Source organism: Paenarthrobacter nitroguajacolicus, assembly GCF_007786235.1.
GTDB classification, from domain to species: Bacteria; Actinomycetota; Actinomycetes; order Actinomycetales; family Micrococcaceae; genus Arthrobacter; species Arthrobacter nitroguajacolicus_A.
Map to the genome: position 1 here is coordinate 1 of NZ_VNFK01000022.1, position 18,427 is coordinate 18,427.

Sequence of the window (18,427 nt, forward strand, 5' to 3'; positions counted from 1 at the left end):
GGCTTCTCCGACACCCGCCAAGCCGCCCGCCGCTACTTCAAAAACGACACCCACTCCATCGTCGCCAAAACCCTCCAGTTGCTGGCGGCGAGGGGCGAGGTTGAGGAGGGCGCGCCGTCGTACGCCATTGACCGCTACAAACTGCTCGACGTAAACGCCGGCACCACCGGCGGAGCAGGCGGCGACGCCTGACAATCCGCACTAACGACAGTTGGCGGCAGTGTTCGTAAAGAACACTGCCGCCAACTGTCGTTGTGCTGGGTTTTGCGAACCTGGCTCAGGTGCCCAGGTTCCTCCTGTCGACCACAAAGCCTGTTGCCGCGTTCTCGCGGACTGCGTTGATACCGGCCACCACGGCCTTCAAACTTGGAAACTGCGGCGACACTGCCACAACCGTGCCGTCCTCGGCTGTGAGCCGGAATCGGAATGAGTTAGTACCTGCTTTGAGAATCTCGAAACTGCCCGCCATTTTCCCCTGTCCTCACGCGTCGTTGCGTACCCGAGCTGACTTCATAACTCTCCACCGACCCTAACGGCCATTTCCTCCCATCAAAAGCCCTACCGATCAGTAATTTGCAACCGATATCGGTAGATCTCTTCGAAAGCACGCTAGGAGCTAGAGACCGCATGCAACCCCGCGCGTATCGTGAGGATATGACTGACTCCGGCATGGCCCCTGTTACGGGCGTGCTGCTCGCCGCGGGCGCCGGCACCCGGCTGGGCCGCGGCCCCAAGGCGCTGCTCCCCTTCCGCGGCCGCACACTGGTGGAAGTCCTCGCCGACACCCTTTTCGATGGCGGCTGCCGCGAGGTAGTGGTGGTGATCGGGGCCGAGGCCGACCGTGTTAGGAGCGTCGTGGACCTGGGTTCACACGTAGTGGTGGAGAACGAAAACTGGGGCAAGGGCATGGCCGGTTCCTTCCGCGCAGGCATCGACGCCGCAACACCAGGCAACAGCATCATGGTGGCGCTGGTGGACCAGCCCGGATTAACCCCGACGGCGGTGAGCCGGCTGCTGGGCAGCCACCGTCCTGGTCGGGTCACTGCGGCCGCCTACCCTGATGAGGCAGGCCGCCTGAAGCGCAGGCACCCGGTGATTTTCGACGTCGGACTCCGCCAGCAAGCCGCGGAAGCAGCGAATGGCGACACGGGCGCGAGGTCTTTCCTCAAGGCCCATCCAGGGCTGGTGGATCTGGTGGATTGCAGCGACCTCTGCTCGGGCGAGGACTTGGACACGAAAGATCAGTTGCATCTTTTAGAAGGGTAAATTAGGGTCCATGATCCGCATCGAACCTGATGATCCCGCGCGCCCTGATGTCCACCAACTCCTCAGCGAGCACCTGGCCGACATGTTCGCAACGTCGCCGGCCGAGAGTGTCCACGCCTTGGATCACTCAGCGTTGTCACACGAGTCGATCACGTTCTGGACAGCCCGCGAGGACGGCGTGCTGTTGGGGTGCGGCGCGTTGAAGAAGCTCTCCGGTGGGCATGCCGAGATCAAATCCATGCGCACAACAGCCAGTGCCCGTGGGCGCGGAGTCGCCACCCTGATGCTGGAGCACATCGTGGCCGAGGCCGGCCGCCTGGGCTACGAACGCGTGAGCCTGGAAACAGGCACCGAGGAGTATTTCGCCCCCGCGCGCCGCCTGTATTCCCGGCACGGCTTCACCGAATGCCCACCATTCGCCGACTACACCCTGGACCCGAACAGCGTGTTCATGGAGCTCACCGTTTCACCCAAGTAGGGGACAGCAAACGTCGTAATGAAGGCTCATACCGGCGTCTGCTGTCCCCTGGTTGGGTCGCTTGGGTTAGACGGGCGCAGTGGTCCTGTCGCGGAGGGCAAGGTAGATCTTGTCCCGCGCGATGGGCAGCTCACCGAAGCGGATGCCCGTGGCGTTGCGGATGGCGTTGGCCAGCGCGGGTGCCACAGGGTTGAACGGGCTTTCGCTCATGGACTTGGCGCCGAGCGGACCGGTGGAGTCGTTGGTAGTGGCGAAGTACACCTCGCTCCTGGGCACGTCCGCGAAAGACGGAATATGGTACTGCCGCAGGATGTCCGTGGTGACGCGCCCGGCGTCGTCCACCTTCACTTCCTCGTACAGCACCGCGCCGAGCGCCTGCGCAATGCCGCCCTCGATCTGCCCGCGACACTGCCGTGGATTGACCACCACACCGGCGTCTGCGGCCTGCACACTCTGCAGGATCCGCAGCTCACCCGTTCCCGTGTTCACTGCAACCCGGAAGCCGTGGACGTTGAACGCCACCGATCGCGGCGTTCCTCCCCAGTTTCCGTCGGTGGCGAGCCGAACGCCTTGCAGCCGGGCGGCGTCGACAATGTCCTTCAGTGCCACAGTACGGTCGCCGCACTGAACCGCTCCGTCCACCAAACGGCAATCCGTCAGGGCCGCACCCGTCAGGGACGCAGCCACGGTCTGGATCCGGGTGGCGAGTTCCAGCGCAGCTCCGAGCGTCGCCTTGCCGGCCACCACGGTTCCGGCAGAACCGAACGCGCCGGTGTCGTGCTCCACGAGGTCGGTGTCGGACTGGCGCACGGTCACCTTGGACGCGGCTGTCGCCAGCGCGGTGGCAGCCAGCTGCGCATGCACGGTTGTGGTGCCGTTCCCGAATTCCGCAGTACCGACGTCGACGGCGAACCTCCCGTCCGCTTCCAGGCTCACCCGGGTGTGGGCGAAGTGGCCGCGCGGCGGAACGGTGTCGATCATGGACAACGCGGAGCCCTCTCCGATGACCCAGTCCGGTCCGAGGTCGTCCAGTCCGGCGGCACGGTAACGCTCCTTGCCACGATCCAAGGCGTCCCGAACCAAGGCCACGCACTGGTCCAGCCCGTAGCTTCCATAGTGCACGTCTTCCTCAGGCTCGGGCGTGGTGGAGAGCATGTGGTCACCGGGCCGGACCATGTTCTTCAGGCGGAATTCCAAAGGATCCATGCCGATGCCTACGGCGAGCTCGTCAATGGCTGACTCGATCGCGAAGATCATCTGGCTCAGCCCATAACCACGGAAAGCGCCGGCTGGAACGGTGTTGGTGTAAACGGCGTGCGCATCCACTTTCTTGTTGACGCACTTGTAGACAGCCAAGGATTCGCCGCAGCCGTGGAACATCACGCCGGGAGCGTGGTTTCCGTAGGCACCGGTGTTGGTGAGGACATTCAACTGAAGGGCGGTCAGGTACCCGTCGCGGTTGGCACCCGCCTTCAGGTGAATGGTGAAGGGGTGGCGGGTGGTGGTTGCCGTGAACTGCTCCGTCCGGGTGAACTCAAGCTGCACAGGCCTGCGGAGGGCCAAGGCTGCCAGCGCCACCAGGTCCTCGGTAAGGACTTCCTGTTTTCCGCCGAATCCACCGCCAACCCGGCCGGCCACCACGCGGATGGTCTCCGGCGGCAGGTTAAACACCCGGCTCAGCGTGCGCTTCACCAGGAACGGAACCTGCGTGGAAGATCGGATCACCAGACGGCCGTCCTCATCCAACCACGCGATGGAAGCATGGGTTTCCATCGCGACATGCTGGACACGCTGCGTTTGGTAGGTGTGCTCGTGGATGAAGTCGGCGGCCGCGAAGCCGTCGGCCACACTGCCCAGTTCGGCGTGGACCTCGGCCACCACGTTCTGGAGCGGCCGTGAGATCCGGGAAGCTTCGCCGTCCTTTTCCCCATGAATCGCCGGGGCGCCGGGAAGGATGGCTTCCTGGGGAGTAAAGACGGGTTCCAGGACTTCATACTGGACGGCCAGTGCACGGGCACCGGCCTCGGCCGCACCCACGGATTCGGCCACCACTGCGGCAACCCGCTGCCCGATGAATCGCACTACGTTGTCCAGGACCCGGGTGTCATCGGGGTCGTCGGCGAAGTTCTCGTGTTGGGCCGTGGAGAACAACAACCGGGGTGCGTCTTCGTGCGTGAACACTGCCACTACACCGGGAACGGCCAGGGCCGGAGCCTTGTCGATGGACACAATCCGGGCATGTGCGTGCGGCGAACGCAGGAGCTTCATGTGCAGCAGGCCGGGGAGTTGCTCGGAGGGGACATCCAAGGTGTATCGGGCGGTTCCGGTCACGATGGCTTGGCCTGCGGGCGCCGGGACGTTGTCGCCCAGCTGGCCGGGAGTTGCTTCCACGGTGGGGTTTCCTGCAGCGGCAGGCGGCTGGGCCCCCGAAACGTCGGCCCCGGCGTCGTGCTGGTGATCGCCGCCGTGGCCACAGACGGCGTCCGCGATGGAGCGGTAGCCGGTACAGCGGCACAGGTTGCCCTTGAGGTTGCGGGGCAGGTTGGCGCGTTGCTCGTCGTCGAACGTGGCCGCGGTCATCATCATTCCAGCGGTGCAGAAGCCGCACTGGAAGCCTTGACCCTCCAGGAACTGCTCCTGCACAGGGTGCAGCCCATCAGCGGAACCGAGGCCTTCGATGGTGGTCACCGCTTTACCCTCGGCGCGGACGGCCGGGTAGATACAGCTGTGGACCGGCGTGCCGTCGACGTGGACGGTGCAGGCTCCGCAGTCGCCGCCGTCGCAGCCCTTCTTGACGCCGAAGTTGCCTTCTTCGCGGAGGAACGTGCGGAGGCATTGGCCGGGCCGGGGTGTGGCCTGCGAGGCGGCTCCATTGATTTCAATTGCCATTCCGGGCCTCCTTCTGCTGGGTGCTGGGTTGTGCGGACGGTTGCGGCGACGTGGCGTGCGGCGGCCAGAAATCGCCGGAAACCGTCATCGATTCGCCCAACAGCTCGGCGCGGATTTCCTCGGCGAGCTTGAACGTCATGTCCCGGCGCCAAGCCGGGAGCCCGTGGATGTCATCGTGATAGAGCGGCCAGGGAATGGAATTCCCGACGGCGTCAGCCAGGGTCCCGGCGTCGGGAACCTGCCCAGCGGGGAACCTCAGCTGTACCGGCCGTTTGGTGGACGCGGTCACCGTGATGACCAGGCCGCCGTCGGGGTCCAACCGCCCGATCAACAGCACGCCGGAGCGACCGAGGTTGCTAAGCGACAGACGCCGGAACGCTACCCGGGCGGACAACGCAGGGTCCGGTAGGTGGATGCTGCGGAGCAACTCCCCCGGAGCCAGGACAGTCTGCATGTCTCCAATGACGACATCGGCCACGGGAACAGTTCGGCTGGTGCCATCCGGGCTCAGGATGGTGGCGATGCCGTCCAATCCAGCGCACAACGACGTCATGGGTCCGGCCGGCAATCCGGTGCAGATGTTGCCGCCTACCGTGGACATGTTCCAGATCTTGAACGATGCCACGAACGAGTCACAGCACGGACGGACCAGGGCCAGGCCAGGCCACTCGCGGTCCGCCGTTTCAGCGGAAAGCGGCAAGGCGTAAAGCTCGGCCACGGTGCAGGTGGCGGCAAGTTCGATGCCTTGGTCAGTGACGGTGACGGCTGGCCAGTTGGCTTGTCCGAGGTCAAGGAGCCTCTTGAGCACGGTGCTTCCGTAGGAGAAGAGGACGGTGCCTCCGGCGAGCCAGGCATCGCCGTCGCGCCATTGCGCAGGGTCCGTGGTGGGGACCACGGCCTCGATGGTGTTCATGTCCATGGGTCCTCCTGGGTGAGGTGTTGAGGTGCCGGGTGGATCGGACCGGTGCTGTCTTTGAGGGAAGGGAAGCCGTCTTTGTGGTGGCTGGTCCCGCGCCCGGCGATGATTTCGGCCGTGATGGAGACGGCAACTTCTGCGGGAGTCACAGCGCCGAGGTTCAGTCCGATGGGTGAATGCAGCCGTTCCAATCGTTCCGGGGGCGTACCGGCATCAAGCAGTGCCTCCACCCGCTGGCGGTGGCTGCGACGGGAACCCATCGCGCCAACGTACGCCAGGTTCAACCGGAGGGCGCTCTCAAGCAAGGGGATATCGAACTTGGGGTCGTGGGTCAGGATGCACACCACCGTCCGGGCGTCGATACGTCCTGCCGCTGCCTCCGATTCGAGGTACCGATGGGGCCAGTCGGTGACCACTTGATCGGCTCCGGCGAAGCGGCTTTGTGCGGCGAAGGCAGGCCGGGCGTCGCACATGGTGACGTCATAGCCGAGGAGTTGCCCTGCGGGGAGCAGTGCCGCCCCAAAGTCGTTGGCACCGAAGACCAGCATTCGTGCCGCCGGCAAACGGCTTTCAACGAACAGGGTGATGGGTTCGGGCTGGGTTTCCTCCCGCGGGGGCAAAGCCAACCTCTCAGTGGTGACCCACCCATCGATGCAGCCCTCGGGTGCGGCCAGACGGACCAAGCCGGCACGGCCACCTTGGAGGAGCGGTTCAACCTGGGCCGCAGCGGCGAACAGCGTGGCAGGGTGGTCTCCCACCAATTTGGCGAGTTCCTCCGATTCCATGGCTCGGAACCTCACAGGATCATTGACCACCACGACTCCGCCGCCGGCATCGAGGCGCCGGATCAGCGCTGCGGGGCGTTGTGTTTGAGCAAACAAAGAGAGTTCGGGTGCGCCTGCCGTGAGCGGCTGGATGTGGACTTCCAGCTCTCCTCCACAGGTAAGTCCGACGGCGAACGCATCCTCGGAACTGTAACGGAAAGATTCAAGGCGCGGGCCGCCGTCGCGCATTGCTTCCAAGGCCGCCTCAACGACGGCACCTTCCACGCATCCGCCGGACAAGCTGCCCAGGATTTCGCCATGTTCGGAGACCATCATGGAGGTCCCGGTAGGCCGCGGCACAGAGCCGCCCGTCCCTACGATCGTGGCCACGGCACACAGTTGGCCGGAGACCGCAGGCCGCCAGCTGCCCAGTGAAGGCATCAGATCCAGCATGGCAACACATCCTTATTCCAGGTGTCCCGGCCGGGTGGCCCGGCCGGAGCAGTGCGCGATCTTGCCCCATATTCTCATTTCCAGAGGATGTTGCGGGGTAGTCGCGGCTTATCAGTAAAAGTTCAATCAGTAAGAGTTCATAGGAACGGGGGCAAGGGCTTCATCTCCCTGCCCCCGTTCCCTGACGGAGCGTCGGAACCCGGCCGCCGCCCGCCGTCGTGCCTGTTCTATAGGGACGACGACGGCGGACGCCTATTCGTGCGGTGGGTTCCGACGGACCGTCGATCGGAGTGCCGGAATGATGCCCGCCGGCGCGGGGTGGGGCTCCGGGTCAGACGCCCATCAGGGCGTTGATGGGGCCACGGGCGAAGTAGATGATGAAGCCTGCCGTGACCACCCACATGAGCGGGTGCACCTTCTTGGCCTTGCCCGACGCCGCGCTGATGACGGCGAAGGAGATGAAACCGACGCCGATGCCGTTGGCGATGGAGTAGGTCAGGGGCATGGTCACGATGGTCAGGAACGCGGGCAGCGCGATGGAGAACTTGGTGAACTTGATCTCGCGGATCTGCGCCATCATCATCGCGCCCACCACCACCAGTGCTGCAGCAGCCACTTCCAGCGGCACCACCGAGGTGAGCGGCGTGAAGAACATCGAGCCCAGGAACAGCAGGCCGGTGACCACGGAGGCCAGGCCGGTGCGTGCCCCTTCGCCGATGCCCGCTGCCGAGTCGATGTACACGGTGTTGGACGAGCCGGACGTCGCGCCGCCCACCACTGCGCCCATGCCTTCAACAATGAAGGCGGACTTCAGCTTGGGGAACGTGCCATCCTTGTGCGCCACGCCTGCGCTCTTGGCCAGGCCGGTCATGGTGCCCATGGCATCGAAGAAGTTGGTGAATACCAGGGTGAAGACCAACATGGTGGCAGCGAGGCCGCCGATCCTTGCGAAAGAACCGAAAAGATCGAACTGGCCCACCAGGCTCAGGTCCGGGACCGACACCAGCTGGCTCGACAGGATGGGCACGTTGAGGTGCCAGCCGCCGGGGTTGTCGGCAGTGCCTGGGCCAATGTGGAACACAGCCTCGGCGACAGCGGCGAGGACGGTGGTGGCGACAATGCCGATGAGCAGGCCGCCCTGGATCTTGCGTGCCACGAGGATTCCCATGGTCAGCAGTCCGATGATGAAGACGAGGGTGGGGATGGAGGTGATGGAACCGTTGTCGCCAAGCTGGACCGGTGGGCCGCCCGTGGTGGCGCGAACGAATCCGGAGTCCACGAAGCCGATGAAGGCGATGAAGAGACCAATGCCAACGGTGATGGCGGCCTTGAGTTCCTTGGGGACTGCCTTGAAGATCGCCGTCCGGGCGCCTGTGGCACCGAAGAGGACGATCAGGATGCCGTTGATGACCACCAGGCCCATGGCTTCTGGCCAGGTGACTTCCTGGATGACCGCGACGGCGAGGAAGGAGTTGATGCCCAGGCCCGCTGCCAGGCCAAAGGGCAGGTTGGCTACCAAGCCGAAGATGATGGTCATAACGCCGGCGGTGAGGCCGGTGACGGCACCCACCTGCGCGGCGGAGAGCCAACCGCCCGCGACATCAACAGGGGCGTTGTCTGCCGAGAAACCACCCAGGATGAGCGGGTTCAGGATGACGATGTACGCCATGGTGAAGAACGTGACCAGGCCGCCGCGGAATTCGCGGGCCAGCGTGGAGCCACGCTTTGAGATCTGGAAGAACTTGTCCAGGAAGGAGTTCGACACCGGGGGCTTCTTGTTGCCGCCTGCCAGGCCGGTTGCCGTGTGCTTTGCCGCTGTGGGCTCTGCGCCGTCGTTTCCGTTGGGGAAGAGCGCAGCCTGCTTTTCAGCTGCTTTGGGCATATCTGCGGTATCCAGGATTTCCATGTCAGCCACCGGGCCCTAGTAATCAATCCTGGAATCAAGCGTGTTCCATGTGTTGAACGGCTGGAGGGCCGCCGGAGCCTGGGGGTCGCCCAGTTCCAACTTGGCTACCGGCATCAGCGCGTCCCGGTTGTCGTTCTCGAAGTACTCGTAGAAGACGGCGTCGTCGAAGCCGACAGATGCGGCGTCGTGACGGTCTGCGGCAAAGAACACGCGGTCAACGCGTGCCCAAAGTGCGGAGGCCAGGCACATGGGGCATGGCTCGCAGCTGGTGTAGAGGGTGGCTCCGCTCAGATCAAAGGTTCCCAGTTCGCGGCACGCGTTACGGATGGCCGTGACTTCTGCGTGAGCGGTGGGATCGTTGGTGGCGGTGACGCGGTTGACGCCTTCGAAGGCTCGTCCATCCGCAGTGACAATGACGGCGCCGAAGGGGCCTCCACTGTTGAGGACATTGGCTGTTGCCAGCTCAATGGATGTGGCCAGGAATTGCTCGGCCGTGACGGTTGTACTCATGTTGCGACTTCCTTAGTGCTGAGGAAGCCAGGTGACCTGTTTGGGGGCGCTACAGAAAGGAGCTCCAGTTAGCTTGGTTACCAGGCTTCAGCATGTGCGATGAAGGTTAAGTTGCGCCTGGTAGATAGCTTCCCGAGGTCCGGGTGCCCGCCTTTGGCAGTTAGAGCGTAGCACCGGGTTTGTGAGCCGCGCCATAGTTTTTTGAAAATTTAATTTCGTCATACGAAATTAGTTATTCATGCCGAGTGTCCGCCAAATGTGACCGCCACGTCGCTGCGGGCGTTGACTGCCGCCGTCGAGCATTTTACGCTTTTTGCACCGGGCGCCCGAGGCGGCCCGGCAACCTGGATCAGCAGACAGGGCCTAACTGAGCTGGAACGCATACATGCCGACCAGACAAGGAACCCCTCATGTCGCAATCCCCCACCCGGCTCTGGATCAAGAATCCGCTGGGCATCTTCACTGCAAACGACCTCGATGCCGGCGGCGGCCTGGTAGTTTCCGACGGGAAAATCGTGGAGCTGGTGCCTTCGGGCGGACAGCCCTCGGCTCCTGCCGCCGTGTTTGACGCATCCGGGCATGTGGTCCTCCCCGGCCTCATCAACACGCACCACCACTTCTACCAAACGCTCACCCGCGCCTGGGGTCCCGTGGCCAACGCACCGCTGTTCCCGTGGCTGCAGAACCTCTACCCTGTGTGGGCACGACTGACCCCGCGGAGCCTTGAGCTCGCGGTGCAGGTTGCCCTCGCTGAGTTGCTGCTGTCGGGCTGTACCACCGCCGCCGACCACCACTACCTCTTCCCCGACGGTATGGAAGATGCCATCGATATCGAGGTCGCTGCGGTCCGCGCCATGGGGATGCGGGCCACGTTGACCCGCGGCTCCATGACACTCGGAGAGGACGACGGCGGGCTGCCGCCCAGGACCACGGTCCAGTCGCCTGAGGCGATCCTTTCGGACAGCGAACGGCTCATCCGCAAGTATCACGAGACCGGTGACGGGGCCGTTGTACAGATCGCCCTTGCCCCGTGCTCGCCCTTCTCCGTGACCAAGGAAATCATGGCCGAAAGCGCCGCCATGGCCGAACGATTCGACGTCCGGCTCCACACCCACCTTGCCGAAACCATCGACGAAGAAGACTTCTGCCAATCCATGTTCGGCCTGCGGACCGTGGATTACCTTGAATCCGTGGGCTGGCTGGGTAACCGGACCTGGCTGGGCCACGGCATCCATTTCAACGACGAGGAGATCGCCAGGCTGGGAGCCGCAGGAACCGCCGTCGCGCATTGCCCCACGTCCAACATGCGCCTCGCCTCCGGGACCGCGCGCGTCCTGGAACTCGAGGCAGCGGGTGTTCCCGTGGGGCTGGGAGTGGACGGATCGGCGTCGAACGATGCTTCCAACATGATCCTCGAAGCACGGCAGGCACTGTACTTGCAGCGTCTGCGCTACGGCGCCTCCGTGCCCGTGGAGCGCGCCCTGGGCTGGGCGACACGGGGATCCGCAGCTGTTCTGGGTCGCTCCGACATCGGGCAGCTGGCTCCGGGATTACAGGCCGACCTGGCTTTGTTCAAGCCTGACGAGCTGCGGTTCTCCGGCAGCCACGATCCCGTTGCTGCGTTGTTGCTCTGCGGGGCGGATCGGGCTGACCGCGTGATGGTTGGTGGGGCCTGGCGGGTAGTGGAAGGTACGATTCCCGGGCTGGACGTGGCCGGACTGATCGCCGAGCACTCCGCGGCGGCACGGAAGCTGGTGGCTGGGTAGGCCTGTTCTACTGGCTTGGCCATTTCGATGGTTCGCTGCGCACTGGGCCGTTCGCACGGCACGTTTGGCAGCGAACCATCGAAATGGACTGGCCTGGCTAGATCGTGACCTTGTAGACGTGGTGCGTGTACTCGTTGGCGAACGAATCCGTAAACTTACCGCCCTGCACGGCGATGGTCCGGTTCTCACCCACAACCTCCACTTGCGAGCCAGTGATCCCGGCCGGGAGCGTGAAGGTCTTGGAGCCGGTGGTCCCGTTCAGCCCGATCCCCGCAAAGAGGTAGGCACTGCCATCCTTGGCCTTGAGCATCGTGTCTGTTCCCGCAGCCCCCGCGTTCCACACGTAGCTTTGGGTGTTCAGGACAGGTGCCAGGGCCTGGATACCAGCGAGGGCAGCCTTGATCTTCGCCTTCCGGTCAGCCGGCGCCTGGACCAAGGAATACGTCCCGAAACCAGCTTGACCGTTGTTGTTGTGCTGGAAGATGCTGATCCCACGCGCCTCATGGATGATGCCTGACCACATAGCGCCCTCCATCTGTTCCGGCATGATGGTCCGGTCGTTGGAGGCATTCAGGAATGGCTTGGCGGACTCAACGAAAATCCAGTTCGGCTTATTGCCAGGGGTGGCCTGGAATTTCCGCATCTGGTCTATTTGCCAGCCATAAGCAGCCGAGGTAGCTGTCCTCGCGCCCTGAGGCCATGCCGGAGTGCGGTTCAACTCATCCTGCAAATCAGCCCGGGCGTACATGTAATTGTCGACTGACGCTGCGTCAACGGCTGCCATGAAGTCGTCCATAAGTCCCGGCGCCCAGTAGGTGCCCAGGATGCCCTTGGAATAGTTGGCGAAGGCGAACCTGCCATCGTTGAATCCGCGGATCTGTGCCACCTTGTTCTGCATCTGCTGTAGGTTCTGCGCGTAAGTGGAGCCGCTGCAGCCCAGTCCGAGCATGTCGCACTCGTCGTAGGTGTCCCAGCCGACCACACCCGTGTTGCTGCCCACTTCGGTACGGGACCACTCGGTGCCGGCGATGACCAGCATTCCCGTGTTCGTGATGGAGGCCATCGTGGAGCCGTCGTGTTCCGCGTTCTGGTAAACGTTCACGCCGATGTCCTTCAGCTGCGGGGCGTGTTCAGGTTTGCCGTAGTAGACGCTGATCGGGAACAGGTTGGGGTTGTTGAGCTTCGCCGCGCCGGGGAACTTCGCCCAGTACGCAGGGCCGCCGTCCCAAGGGACCCTTGCCAGGTTGGCGAGGCTGCCGATGGTTTGAGTCGGGGTGGGTGTCGGGGTGGGTGTTGGGGTTGGGGTCGGACTTGCCGTGGTCGGCGTCGGGGTGGGTGTCGGACTTGCCGTGGTCGGCGTCGGAGTGGGTGTCGCAGTACGCGTAGGCGTCGGCGTCGGCGTGGGTGTCGCAGTACGCGTAGGCGTCGGCGTCGGACTTGCCGTGGTCGGCGTCGGAGTGGGTGTCGCAGTGGTTACCGTCGGCGTCGGCGTCGGCGCCGTGACAGTTACCGACGGCGTAGGCTGCGGTGTCGGCGTCGTGCATCCAGCTAGAGCCAACGCGATCACCGCCCCAAGAGTTGAGACCTTGAGTTTCATAGCGTGTGTTCCTTCGGGGTTGCAGCCAGGGTTCAGCTGCTCCGGTACCGGCCCCCAGACCGGCTCTTCCGTCACCTGCATTCGCAGGGTTTCAGCCAGGATCAAGCCCGGCACGGCGCGGCGATGCGCGTCGGATTCCCGTTCCTGTCCGGTGCCCGCCTGTGGACGGTCCCGTGGAACGAGAGGATGCGGCCCGTGTCCGGTCAGGGCCGCGACGACCTTTCAAGTACCCAGAGGCGGCCGTCAACCCAGCATACGTGACACACTTTTGCGCCATGCCGGCCGTTTCGACGCCTTGCTGCGCATCGGGCCGTTCGTTCGGCATTGCCTGCAGCAAGCCATCGAAATGGATTTCTCCACATAACGGGGCTCGCGCCTGTTCCCGCGGCACGGCACGTTTGAGGCTTATCCCATGACGAAGAGAGGCCTGGGCGAACTCCCAATGGGCATGGATTTATGGCGAACCAGCGAGCTCCACGACCTGGGCTTGAATGACAGAAAGATTGCATCGCTGCTGCGCGCCGGCGAATTAGTGCGACTACGTCGCGGCTGCTACATCCGCGGCAGCACGTGGACAGAGCAAAAGCCCTGGGTTCGCAGCCGGCAATTGATCGCCGCGCACGCGCACGGAACGCTCCCGACGTCGGCCGGCGGCTTGGTCTACAGCCACACCTCGGCCGCGCGCCTCCACGGGTTGTTCCTGTGGGATGTAGATGACAGGGTGCACGTCACCACCGGGTCAACTGCATCACGCACATCCCACGGCAAGGATGTGGTGCCGCACGCCCGTGCGCTGAGGTCGGGAGGTGTTGTTTTCCTGGACGACATGCCATGCACCTCTCTGGAACAGACCGTAGTGGACTGCTGCCTCATGCTGAACTACAAACAATCCCTGGTGCTGATGGACCACGCCCTTCGCATGGGTGCGGCCGTGGGAGAGATCCAGCAGATGTGCGCGTCATTAGCCGGGCGCAACGGAGTTCGCACCCTGCGCCGGGCCCTGGAGAATGCCGATGCCCGATCCGAGTCACCGGGAGAGACGCTTACCCGCGAGCTACTCCAACGCTTGGGGATCGAACTCCCCGAGCTCCAGGTGGAGGCATCTTCGTCGGAGGGCCATCATCGCCTGGACTTTGCTTGGCGCAAGAAGAAGGTGGCCTTGGAGTTCGACGGAAAGGTCAAGTACTTCGACTACGCGCCCACTGCGGAGGTCATCTACCGGGAAAGGCAGCGAGAGAAGGCACTGATGGCTCAAGGATGGACGTTCATTCGGGTCAAATGGCAGCACTTGTTCCGGGAGCAGCAGTTCAAGATGAGCGTCCTGCGCGTTCTGCGGAGCCCAGGATAGTCCCCATTTCGGGGGCTTGCTGCGCACTACGCCGTACGCACGGCACGGTGTGCAGCAAGGCATCGAAACGGGGTGGGGGCGGGGCGGCAGGGCATGCGGAAAGGCGGGCGACACCTCCCCAGGTGTCACCCGCCTCGTTGGCTCTGTTGCGCAGAGTCCGCGCCCCGTTGATGCAGGAAGATCCTAGGGGCGCTGCCGGCCGAACACCGGGAGCGCGCGCAGCCAACGGGAGAACCCGCCGGCTTTGCGGTCACAGTCGGCCGGAATGTAGAAGTCCGGATCTGTTGCACCGAACGGCAGGTACAGTTCCTGGCCCGGCGCCGGGAATTCCACGACGTTGTTCGTATCCTTCGAGTCCATCTGTTCCTCCTCTTTCTCGTGCAAGCAGTTTCCGTACTCCGGAAAATTTTTATTGTTATGTGGAAAGTGTAGGCAGCCCTGAAAGCAGGCGTCAAGACCTCCCCTGGGACCAATCGAGTTGCCCCGGTCACATTTGGAAGGTTCATAACGATCCCGGGAAACCCGTATACACAAGACGAATTTGTGCGCTACTCTCGAATCAGTTCGTGGCGTAGGTCACGTAACCTGGGAGCAGCAGGCAGGGTCGTAATGAGCTGGCATCAATGGATGTCGGCTCTTTTTTGTTGGGTCGACTCCACCAGAAACGCGGTGGAAACACGCGCTTAATTTCATTGATGGAACGTAAGTTCCACCTCACAGAAGTTGGGATATGACCATGAGCAACAACATCGTCCTCGGCGAAAACCAGTACGGCAAAGCAGAAGTCCGCGTCGTCAAGGTCACCCGGGATACTGACCGCCACCACATCGAAGACCTGAACGTCACCTCGCAGCTGCGTGGCGACTTCCAGGCCGCTCACCTCCAGGGCGACAACGGCCACGTCGTTGCCACTGACACCCAGAAGAACACCGTCTACGCGTTTGCCCGTGAAGGAGTAGGCTCCCCCGAGTCCTTCCTCCTCCGCCTTGCAGATCACTTCACCGGCGAATTCGACTGGGTCACCGGCGGCCGCTGGGAAGCCGAAGCCTACTCGTGGGACCGCATCCAGGCCCACGGCGAGGGACACAACCACAGCTTCGTCCGCAACGGACAAGAGGTGCGCACCGCCGTCGTCGTCCGCGATGGCGCAACCACCCACGTAATCTCCGGCCTCAAGGACCTGACCGTCCTGAAGACCACGGAATCCGGCTTCGTCGGCTACCCGCGCGACAAGTACACCACCCTGCCGGAGACCACGGATCGCATCCTTGCCACCGACGTCTCCGCCCGCTGGCGCTACAACACCAACCTTGATGTTGCCGGCACCGACTTCAACAAGAGCTACGAGGACATCAAGGCGCTCCTGCTGGAAGGCTTCACCGAGAACTACTCCCACGCACTGCAGCAGACGCTGTTCGACATGGGTAAGAAGGTCCTGGAAGCACACAGCGAAGTGGACGAGATCAAGTTCTCCATGCCCAACAAGCACCACTTCCTGGTTGACCTGAGCCCGTTCGGCCTGGACAACCCCAACGAGGTCTTCTTCGCCGCGGATCGCCCGTACGGCCTCATCGAAGCAACCGTCCAGCGTGATGACACCACGGCTGCACCCGTTGCCTGGAGCGGCATCGCCGGCTTCTGCTAGACCGCACTATCCTCCGGGTTTGTGTGCAGGTCTCCCCAACGGCGCCCCGTACAGGCCGGACCTGCACACAAACCCAACCCCAAAACAACCCCAAGATTTGTTAGCCAGACACAGTTAGCCAGACGAAGGCGTCTGCCATGAACCCAGAAAGTCTGCCATGAACATCAAGAAGAAATCCCGCCCTGCGAATACCACCTCTTCGCAGACGAACAAGCCGGAACGCCCCGAGGACAAGCGCCTGTCAATTGGCAGCACCTTCGCCTACGGCTTCCAGCACGTCCTCACCATGTACGGCGGAATCATTGCACCCCCGCTGATTATCGGCGCAGCAGCCGGCATGTCCTCGCAGGACATCGGTCTCCTCATCGCCGCCTGTTTGTTCGTTGGCGGCCTGGCCACCATCCTGCAGACCGTGGGCATTCCATTCTTTGGCTCGCAGTTGCCGTTGGTCCAGGGCGTTTCCTTCGCCGGTGTTTCCACCATGGTGGCGATCGTCCAAGGTGGCGGCGGCATCCAGGCGGTGTTCGGCTCAGTCATTGTGGCCTCGCTGATTGGCCTGGCGATCACTCCCCTGTTCTCCAAGATCATCAAGTTCTTCCCGCCGGTGGTCACCGGCACCGTGATCACCACCATCGGCCTGACGCTGATGCCAGTGGCTGCAAACTGGGCCATGGGTGGCAACGCCAAGGCTGACAACTACGGCAGCATGGCCAACATCGGCCTTGCAGCAGCAACCATGGGCGTCGTGCTCCTCCTGAGCAAGGTTGGCAACGCTGCCATCTCCCGGCTCTCGATCCTGCTGGCCATGGTCATCGGCACCATCATCGCGCTGGTGGCCGGCATGGCTGACTTCTCCAAGGTTGGCCAAGGCGACATCGTCGCTTTCCCCACTCCCTTCGCGTTCGGCGCACCGACCTTTGAAATCGCCGCGATCATCTCCATGCTCATCGTCATCCTGGTGACCCTGACCGAGACATCCGCCGACATCATCGCAGTGGGCGAAATCGTAGACACCAAGGTTGACTCCCGCCGCATCGGCGACGGCCTCCGCGCAGACATGCTTTCCAGCGCCATTTCCCCGCTGTTCAACTCCTTCACCCAGAGCGCCTTCGCCCAGAACGTTGGCCTTGTGGCCATCACGGGCATCAAGAGCCGCTTCGTAGTCAGCGCCGGCGGCCTCATCCTGGTGATCCTCGGACTCCTGCCGATCCTGGGCCGTGTTGTCGCAGCGGTTCCGACTCCCGTCCTGGGCGGTGCCGGCGTCGTGCTTTTCGGTACGGTGGCAGCCAGCGGTATCCGCACCCTGGCCAAGGTCGAGTACAAGAACAACATGAACCTGATCATCGTGGCGGCATCGATCGGCTTCGGTATGATCCCCATCGCCGCCCCGAAGTTCTACGACCAGTTCCCGTCCTGGTTCGCCACGATCTTCCACTCCGGCATCAGCTCGGCGGCCGTCATGGCCATCCTGCTGAACATCCTCTTCAACCACTTCAAGGCCGGCAACTCCGACAACCAGTCGGTATTCGTCGCAGGCACTGACCGGATCGTCAGCGAAGAGGACATCAAGTGCTTGAGCGAAGGCGACCGCTTCGAGAACGGCAAGCTGATCGACGCCGATGGCAAGGAAGTCCCGCTCAAAACGTCCAGCGCGTCTGAGCACTAGCACCCTTCCGCAGATGACAGGCGGCAGTGTTTCCTTGGGGGACACTGCCGCCTTTCGTCGTCTTGCGTGAATGTACGACGGCGGCCGTCGCCGCTGAAGGAAACTCACCTTCGCCGCGGTACACCTTGGGGAAGCGCACCGTTGAATCAGGCCATGACTGAACAGGAATCCCGCTTCCGTTCCCTTACTTTCGCGAAGGGTCCGACGCCGGACTGCCGACGTTTGCCTGGCCGTCCCTTCCAGTGGGCGCCACGACGGACACCTTCACCGCCACGGAGCAGTCCGGCGAGGCTCTAACCCGCGCCGAAATGACAAAAGATGGCAATGTTTCTGGGAAACATTGCCATCAAATGCCAGCTCGGCGTTAGTTCTGGTTCAGCTCCGCGGAGATCGCCATCGCTGCCTCGCGCAACATGGGCACGGCACGGTCGGCGAAGCTCTGGTCCACGCGGGTGATGGGGCCAGAGACTGAAATCGCCGTTGGGGTAGGCGCATTCGGCACGGCCATGGCGAAGCAGCGGACACCGAGTTCCTGCTCTTCCTCGTCAATGGAGTAGCCACGTTCGCGAATGAGCTTGAGGTCAGCGAGCAGGGAGTCGATGTCGCCGATGCTCTTGGCCGTGGGAGTGGGCATGCCGGTGCGGGCCACGATGCCGCGGACAACCTCGTCGTCCAGCTGGGCCAGGATGGCTTTGCCCACGCCGGTATCGTGCGTGTGGGCGCGGCGGCCGACTTCGGTGAACATGCGCATGGAGTGCATGGACGGGACTTGTGCGACGTAGATGACCATGTCGGAGTCGAGGACGGCCATGTTGGACGTCTCCCCGAGGCGTTCCACGAGGGTCTTCAACTGCGGACGCGCCACGGCACCGAGCTGCTTGCTTGCGCCTTCGCCGAGCCGGATCAGGCGCGGGCCCAGGGCGTAGCGGCGATTGGGCAGCTGACGGATGTAGCCCAGGGACACCAAGGTCCTCAACAGGCGATGGATGGTGGGCAAGGGCAGGTCAGTGGATGACGAGAGCTCGCTCAGGGTGACGTCGCCACCCGCATCCGTGATCAGTTCCAGCAGTTCAAAGACGCGCTCAACGGACTGCACGCCTCCGGAGGCTTTTTCAGCCATTCCCTTGTCTCCAATGACTCAGATTCCGACAACTCTTATCCGCATCGTGAAAAGAATTGCTTAGAACACCCAACATACAGCACAGCGCGCACCTGCGCGACGA

The 18,427-nt window shown here is 63.3% G+C and carries 17 protein-coding genes; 7 read left to right on the forward strand and 10 right to left on the reverse strand.

The window, feature by feature from the left end; genetic code table 11:
• A partial coding sequence (locus FQP90_RS20545; RefSeq protein WP_144652923.1) for a hypothetical protein occupies positions 1-192 on the forward strand: 192 nt, incomplete at its 5' end.
• Between the two features lie 85 nt (positions 193-277).
• Here the strand turns inward: FQP90_RS20545 and FQP90_RS20550 are convergent.
• Positions 278-469, reverse strand: coding sequence for a YegP family protein (locus FQP90_RS20550; RefSeq protein WP_024818015.1), 192 nt, complete (start codon positions 467-469; stop codon positions 278-280).
• A 158-nt stretch (positions 470-627) separates the two neighbouring features.
• Here FQP90_RS20550 and nboR point away from each other — a divergent pair, with 158 nt between their 5' ends.
• Both nboR and FQP90_RS20560 read left to right on the forward strand, forming a co-directional pair.
• A complete protein-coding gene (nboR, locus tag FQP90_RS20555) occupies positions 628-1,266 on the forward strand; it encodes a nicotine blue oxidoreductase (RefSeq protein WP_144652924.1) in 639 nt (212 codons plus the stop codon).
• Positions 1,267-1,276: 10 nt separating this feature from the next.
• Entirely contained in the window at positions 1,277-1,744 is a 468-nt protein-coding gene (locus FQP90_RS20560) for a GNAT family N-acetyltransferase (RefSeq protein ID WP_144652925.1), read from the forward strand.
• Between the two features lie 66 nt (positions 1,745-1,810).
• Here FQP90_RS20560 and FQP90_RS20565 read toward each other — a convergent pair whose 3' ends face one another.
• The 5 genes from FQP90_RS20565 to FQP90_RS20585 form a co-directional block, all read right to left on the reverse strand.
• Positions 1,811-4,633, reverse strand: a complete 2,823-nt coding sequence (locus tag FQP90_RS20565) for a molybdopterin-dependent oxidoreductase (RefSeq protein WP_144652926.1) — start codon at positions 4,631-4,633, stop codon at positions 1,811-1,813.
• Positions 4,623-5,552 (reverse strand): FAD binding domain-containing protein, encoded by a 930-nt coding sequence (locus FQP90_RS20570; RefSeq protein ID WP_144652927.1) that lies wholly within the window; start codon positions 5,550-5,552, stop codon positions 4,623-4,625. Before FQP90_RS20570 ends, FQP90_RS20565 begins: the two co-directional genes overlap by 11 nt.
• On the reverse strand, positions 5,543-6,766 hold the full coding sequence (locus tag FQP90_RS20575; protein WP_144652928.1) for an XdhC family protein: 1,224 nt from the start codon (positions 6,764-6,766) through the stop codon (positions 5,543-5,545). Before FQP90_RS20575 ends, FQP90_RS20570 begins: the two co-directional genes overlap by 10 nt.
• Positions 6,767-7,097: 331 nt before the next feature.
• Positions 7,098-8,681: an NCS2 family permease gene (locus tag FQP90_RS20580; RefSeq protein WP_144652929.1), complete on the reverse strand. Its 1,584-nt coding sequence runs from the start codon at positions 8,679-8,681 to the stop codon at positions 7,098-7,100.
• Between the two features lie 6 nt (positions 8,682-8,687).
• On the reverse strand, positions 8,688-9,182 hold the full coding sequence (locus tag FQP90_RS20585; protein ID WP_017200639.1) for a nucleoside deaminase: 495 nt from the start codon (positions 9,180-9,182) through the stop codon (positions 8,688-8,690).
• Positions 9,183-9,592: 410 nt separating this feature from the next.
• Between FQP90_RS20585 and FQP90_RS20590 the strand changes: the two genes are divergently transcribed.
• Positions 9,593-10,948, forward strand: a complete 1,356-nt coding sequence (locus tag FQP90_RS20590) for an 8-oxoguanine deaminase (protein ID WP_144652930.1) — start codon at positions 9,593-9,595, stop codon at positions 10,946-10,948.
• Between the two features lie 97 nt (positions 10,949-11,045).
• Here FQP90_RS20590 and FQP90_RS20595 read toward each other — a convergent pair whose 3' ends face one another.
• Both FQP90_RS20595 and FQP90_RS20600 read right to left on the reverse strand, forming a co-directional pair.
• Positions 11,046-12,050, reverse strand: a complete 1,005-nt coding sequence (locus FQP90_RS20595; protein ID WP_244296896.1) for a hypothetical protein — start codon at positions 12,048-12,050, stop codon at positions 11,046-11,048.
• 28 nt (positions 12,051-12,078) lie between these two features.
• A complete protein-coding gene (locus FQP90_RS20600) occupies positions 12,079-12,492 on the reverse strand; it encodes a hypothetical protein (RefSeq protein WP_167510530.1) in 414 nt (137 codons plus the stop codon).
• Positions 12,493-12,957: 465 nt separating this feature from the next.
• Between FQP90_RS20600 and FQP90_RS20605 the strand changes: the two genes are divergently transcribed.
• Positions 12,958-13,893, forward strand: coding sequence for a type IV toxin-antitoxin system AbiEi family antitoxin domain-containing protein (locus FQP90_RS20605; RefSeq protein ID WP_144652931.1), 936 nt, complete (start codon positions 12,958-12,960; stop codon positions 13,891-13,893).
• Positions 13,894-14,076: 183 nt separating this feature from the next.
• Here the strand turns inward: FQP90_RS20605 and FQP90_RS23395 are convergent, their stop codons facing one another.
• On the reverse strand, positions 14,077-14,253 hold the full coding sequence (locus tag FQP90_RS23395) for a hypothetical protein (RefSeq protein WP_014922716.1): 177 nt from the start codon (positions 14,251-14,253) through the stop codon (positions 14,077-14,079).
• 370 nt (positions 14,254-14,623) lie between these two features.
• Between FQP90_RS23395 and pucL the strand changes: the two genes are divergently transcribed.
• Positions 14,624-15,538 (forward strand): factor-independent urate hydroxylase, encoded by a 915-nt coding sequence (gene pucL / locus FQP90_RS20610; RefSeq protein WP_208760049.1) that lies wholly within the window; start codon positions 14,624-14,626, stop codon positions 15,536-15,538.
• Positions 15,539-15,695: 157 nt separating this feature from the next.
• Positions 15,696-17,204 carry a nucleobase:cation symporter-2 family protein gene (locus tag FQP90_RS20615; RefSeq protein ID WP_144652933.1) on the forward strand — a complete coding sequence of 503 codons (1,509 nt, stop codon included), beginning with the start codon at positions 15,696-15,698 and terminating at the stop codon, positions 17,202-17,204.
• A gap of 364 nt (positions 17,205-17,568) precedes the next feature.
• On the opposite strand, the gene FQP90_RS20620 is transcribed toward FQP90_RS20615, so the two are convergent.
• On the reverse strand, positions 17,569-18,324 hold the full coding sequence (locus FQP90_RS20620; protein WP_011776026.1) for an IclR family transcriptional regulator: 756 nt from the start codon (positions 18,322-18,324) through the stop codon (positions 17,569-17,571).
• Positions 18,325-18,427: the final 103 nt, after the last annotated feature.

Coding starts and splice junctions, on each gene's coding strand:
- FQP90_RS20560 (WP_144652925.1), top strand. CDS start 1,277: ATGATCCGCATCGAACCTGATGATCCCGCGCGCCCTGATGTCCACCAA.
- FQP90_RS20620 (WP_011776026.1), bottom strand. CDS start 18,324: ATGGCTGAAAAAGCCTCCGGAGGCGTGCAGTCCGTTGAGCGCGTCTTT.
- FQP90_RS20575 (WP_144652928.1), bottom strand. CDS start 6,766: ATGCTGGATCTGATGCCTTCACTGGGCAGCTGGCGGCCTGCGGTCTCC.
- FQP90_RS20570 (WP_144652927.1), bottom strand. CDS start 5,552: ATGGACATGAACACCATCGAGGCCGTGGTCCCCACCACGGACCCTGCG.
- FQP90_RS20585 (WP_017200639.1), bottom strand. CDS start 9,182: ATGAGTACAACCGTCACGGCCGAGCAATTCCTGGCCACATCCATTGAG.
- FQP90_RS20600 (WP_167510530.1), bottom strand. CDS start 12,492: ATGCACGACGCCGACACCGCAGCCTACGCCGTCGGTAACTGTCACGGC.
- FQP90_RS20550 (WP_024818015.1), bottom strand. CDS start 469: ATGGCGGGCAGTTTCGAGATTCTCAAAGCAGGTACTAACTCATTCCGA.
- FQP90_RS20590 (WP_144652930.1), top strand. CDS start 9,593: ATGTCGCAATCCCCCACCCGGCTCTGGATCAAGAATCCGCTGGGCATC.
- FQP90_RS20615 (WP_144652933.1), top strand. CDS start 15,696: ATGAACATCAAGAAGAAATCCCGCCCTGCGAATACCACCTCTTCGCAG.
- FQP90_RS20565 (WP_144652926.1), bottom strand. CDS start 4,633: ATGGCAATTGAAATCAATGGAGCCGCCTCGCAGGCCACACCCCGGCCC.
- pucL (WP_208760049.1), top strand. CDS start 14,624: ATGACCATGAGCAACAACATCGTCCTCGGCGAAAACCAGTACGGCAAA.
- nboR (WP_144652924.1), top strand. CDS start 628: ATGCAACCCCGCGCGTATCGTGAGGATATGACTGACTCCGGCATGGCC.
- FQP90_RS20605 (WP_144652931.1), top strand. CDS start 12,958: ATGACGAAGAGAGGCCTGGGCGAACTCCCAATGGGCATGGATTTATGG.
- FQP90_RS23395 (WP_014922716.1), bottom strand. CDS start 14,253: ATGGACTCGAAGGATACGAACAACGTCGTGGAATTCCCGGCGCCGGGC.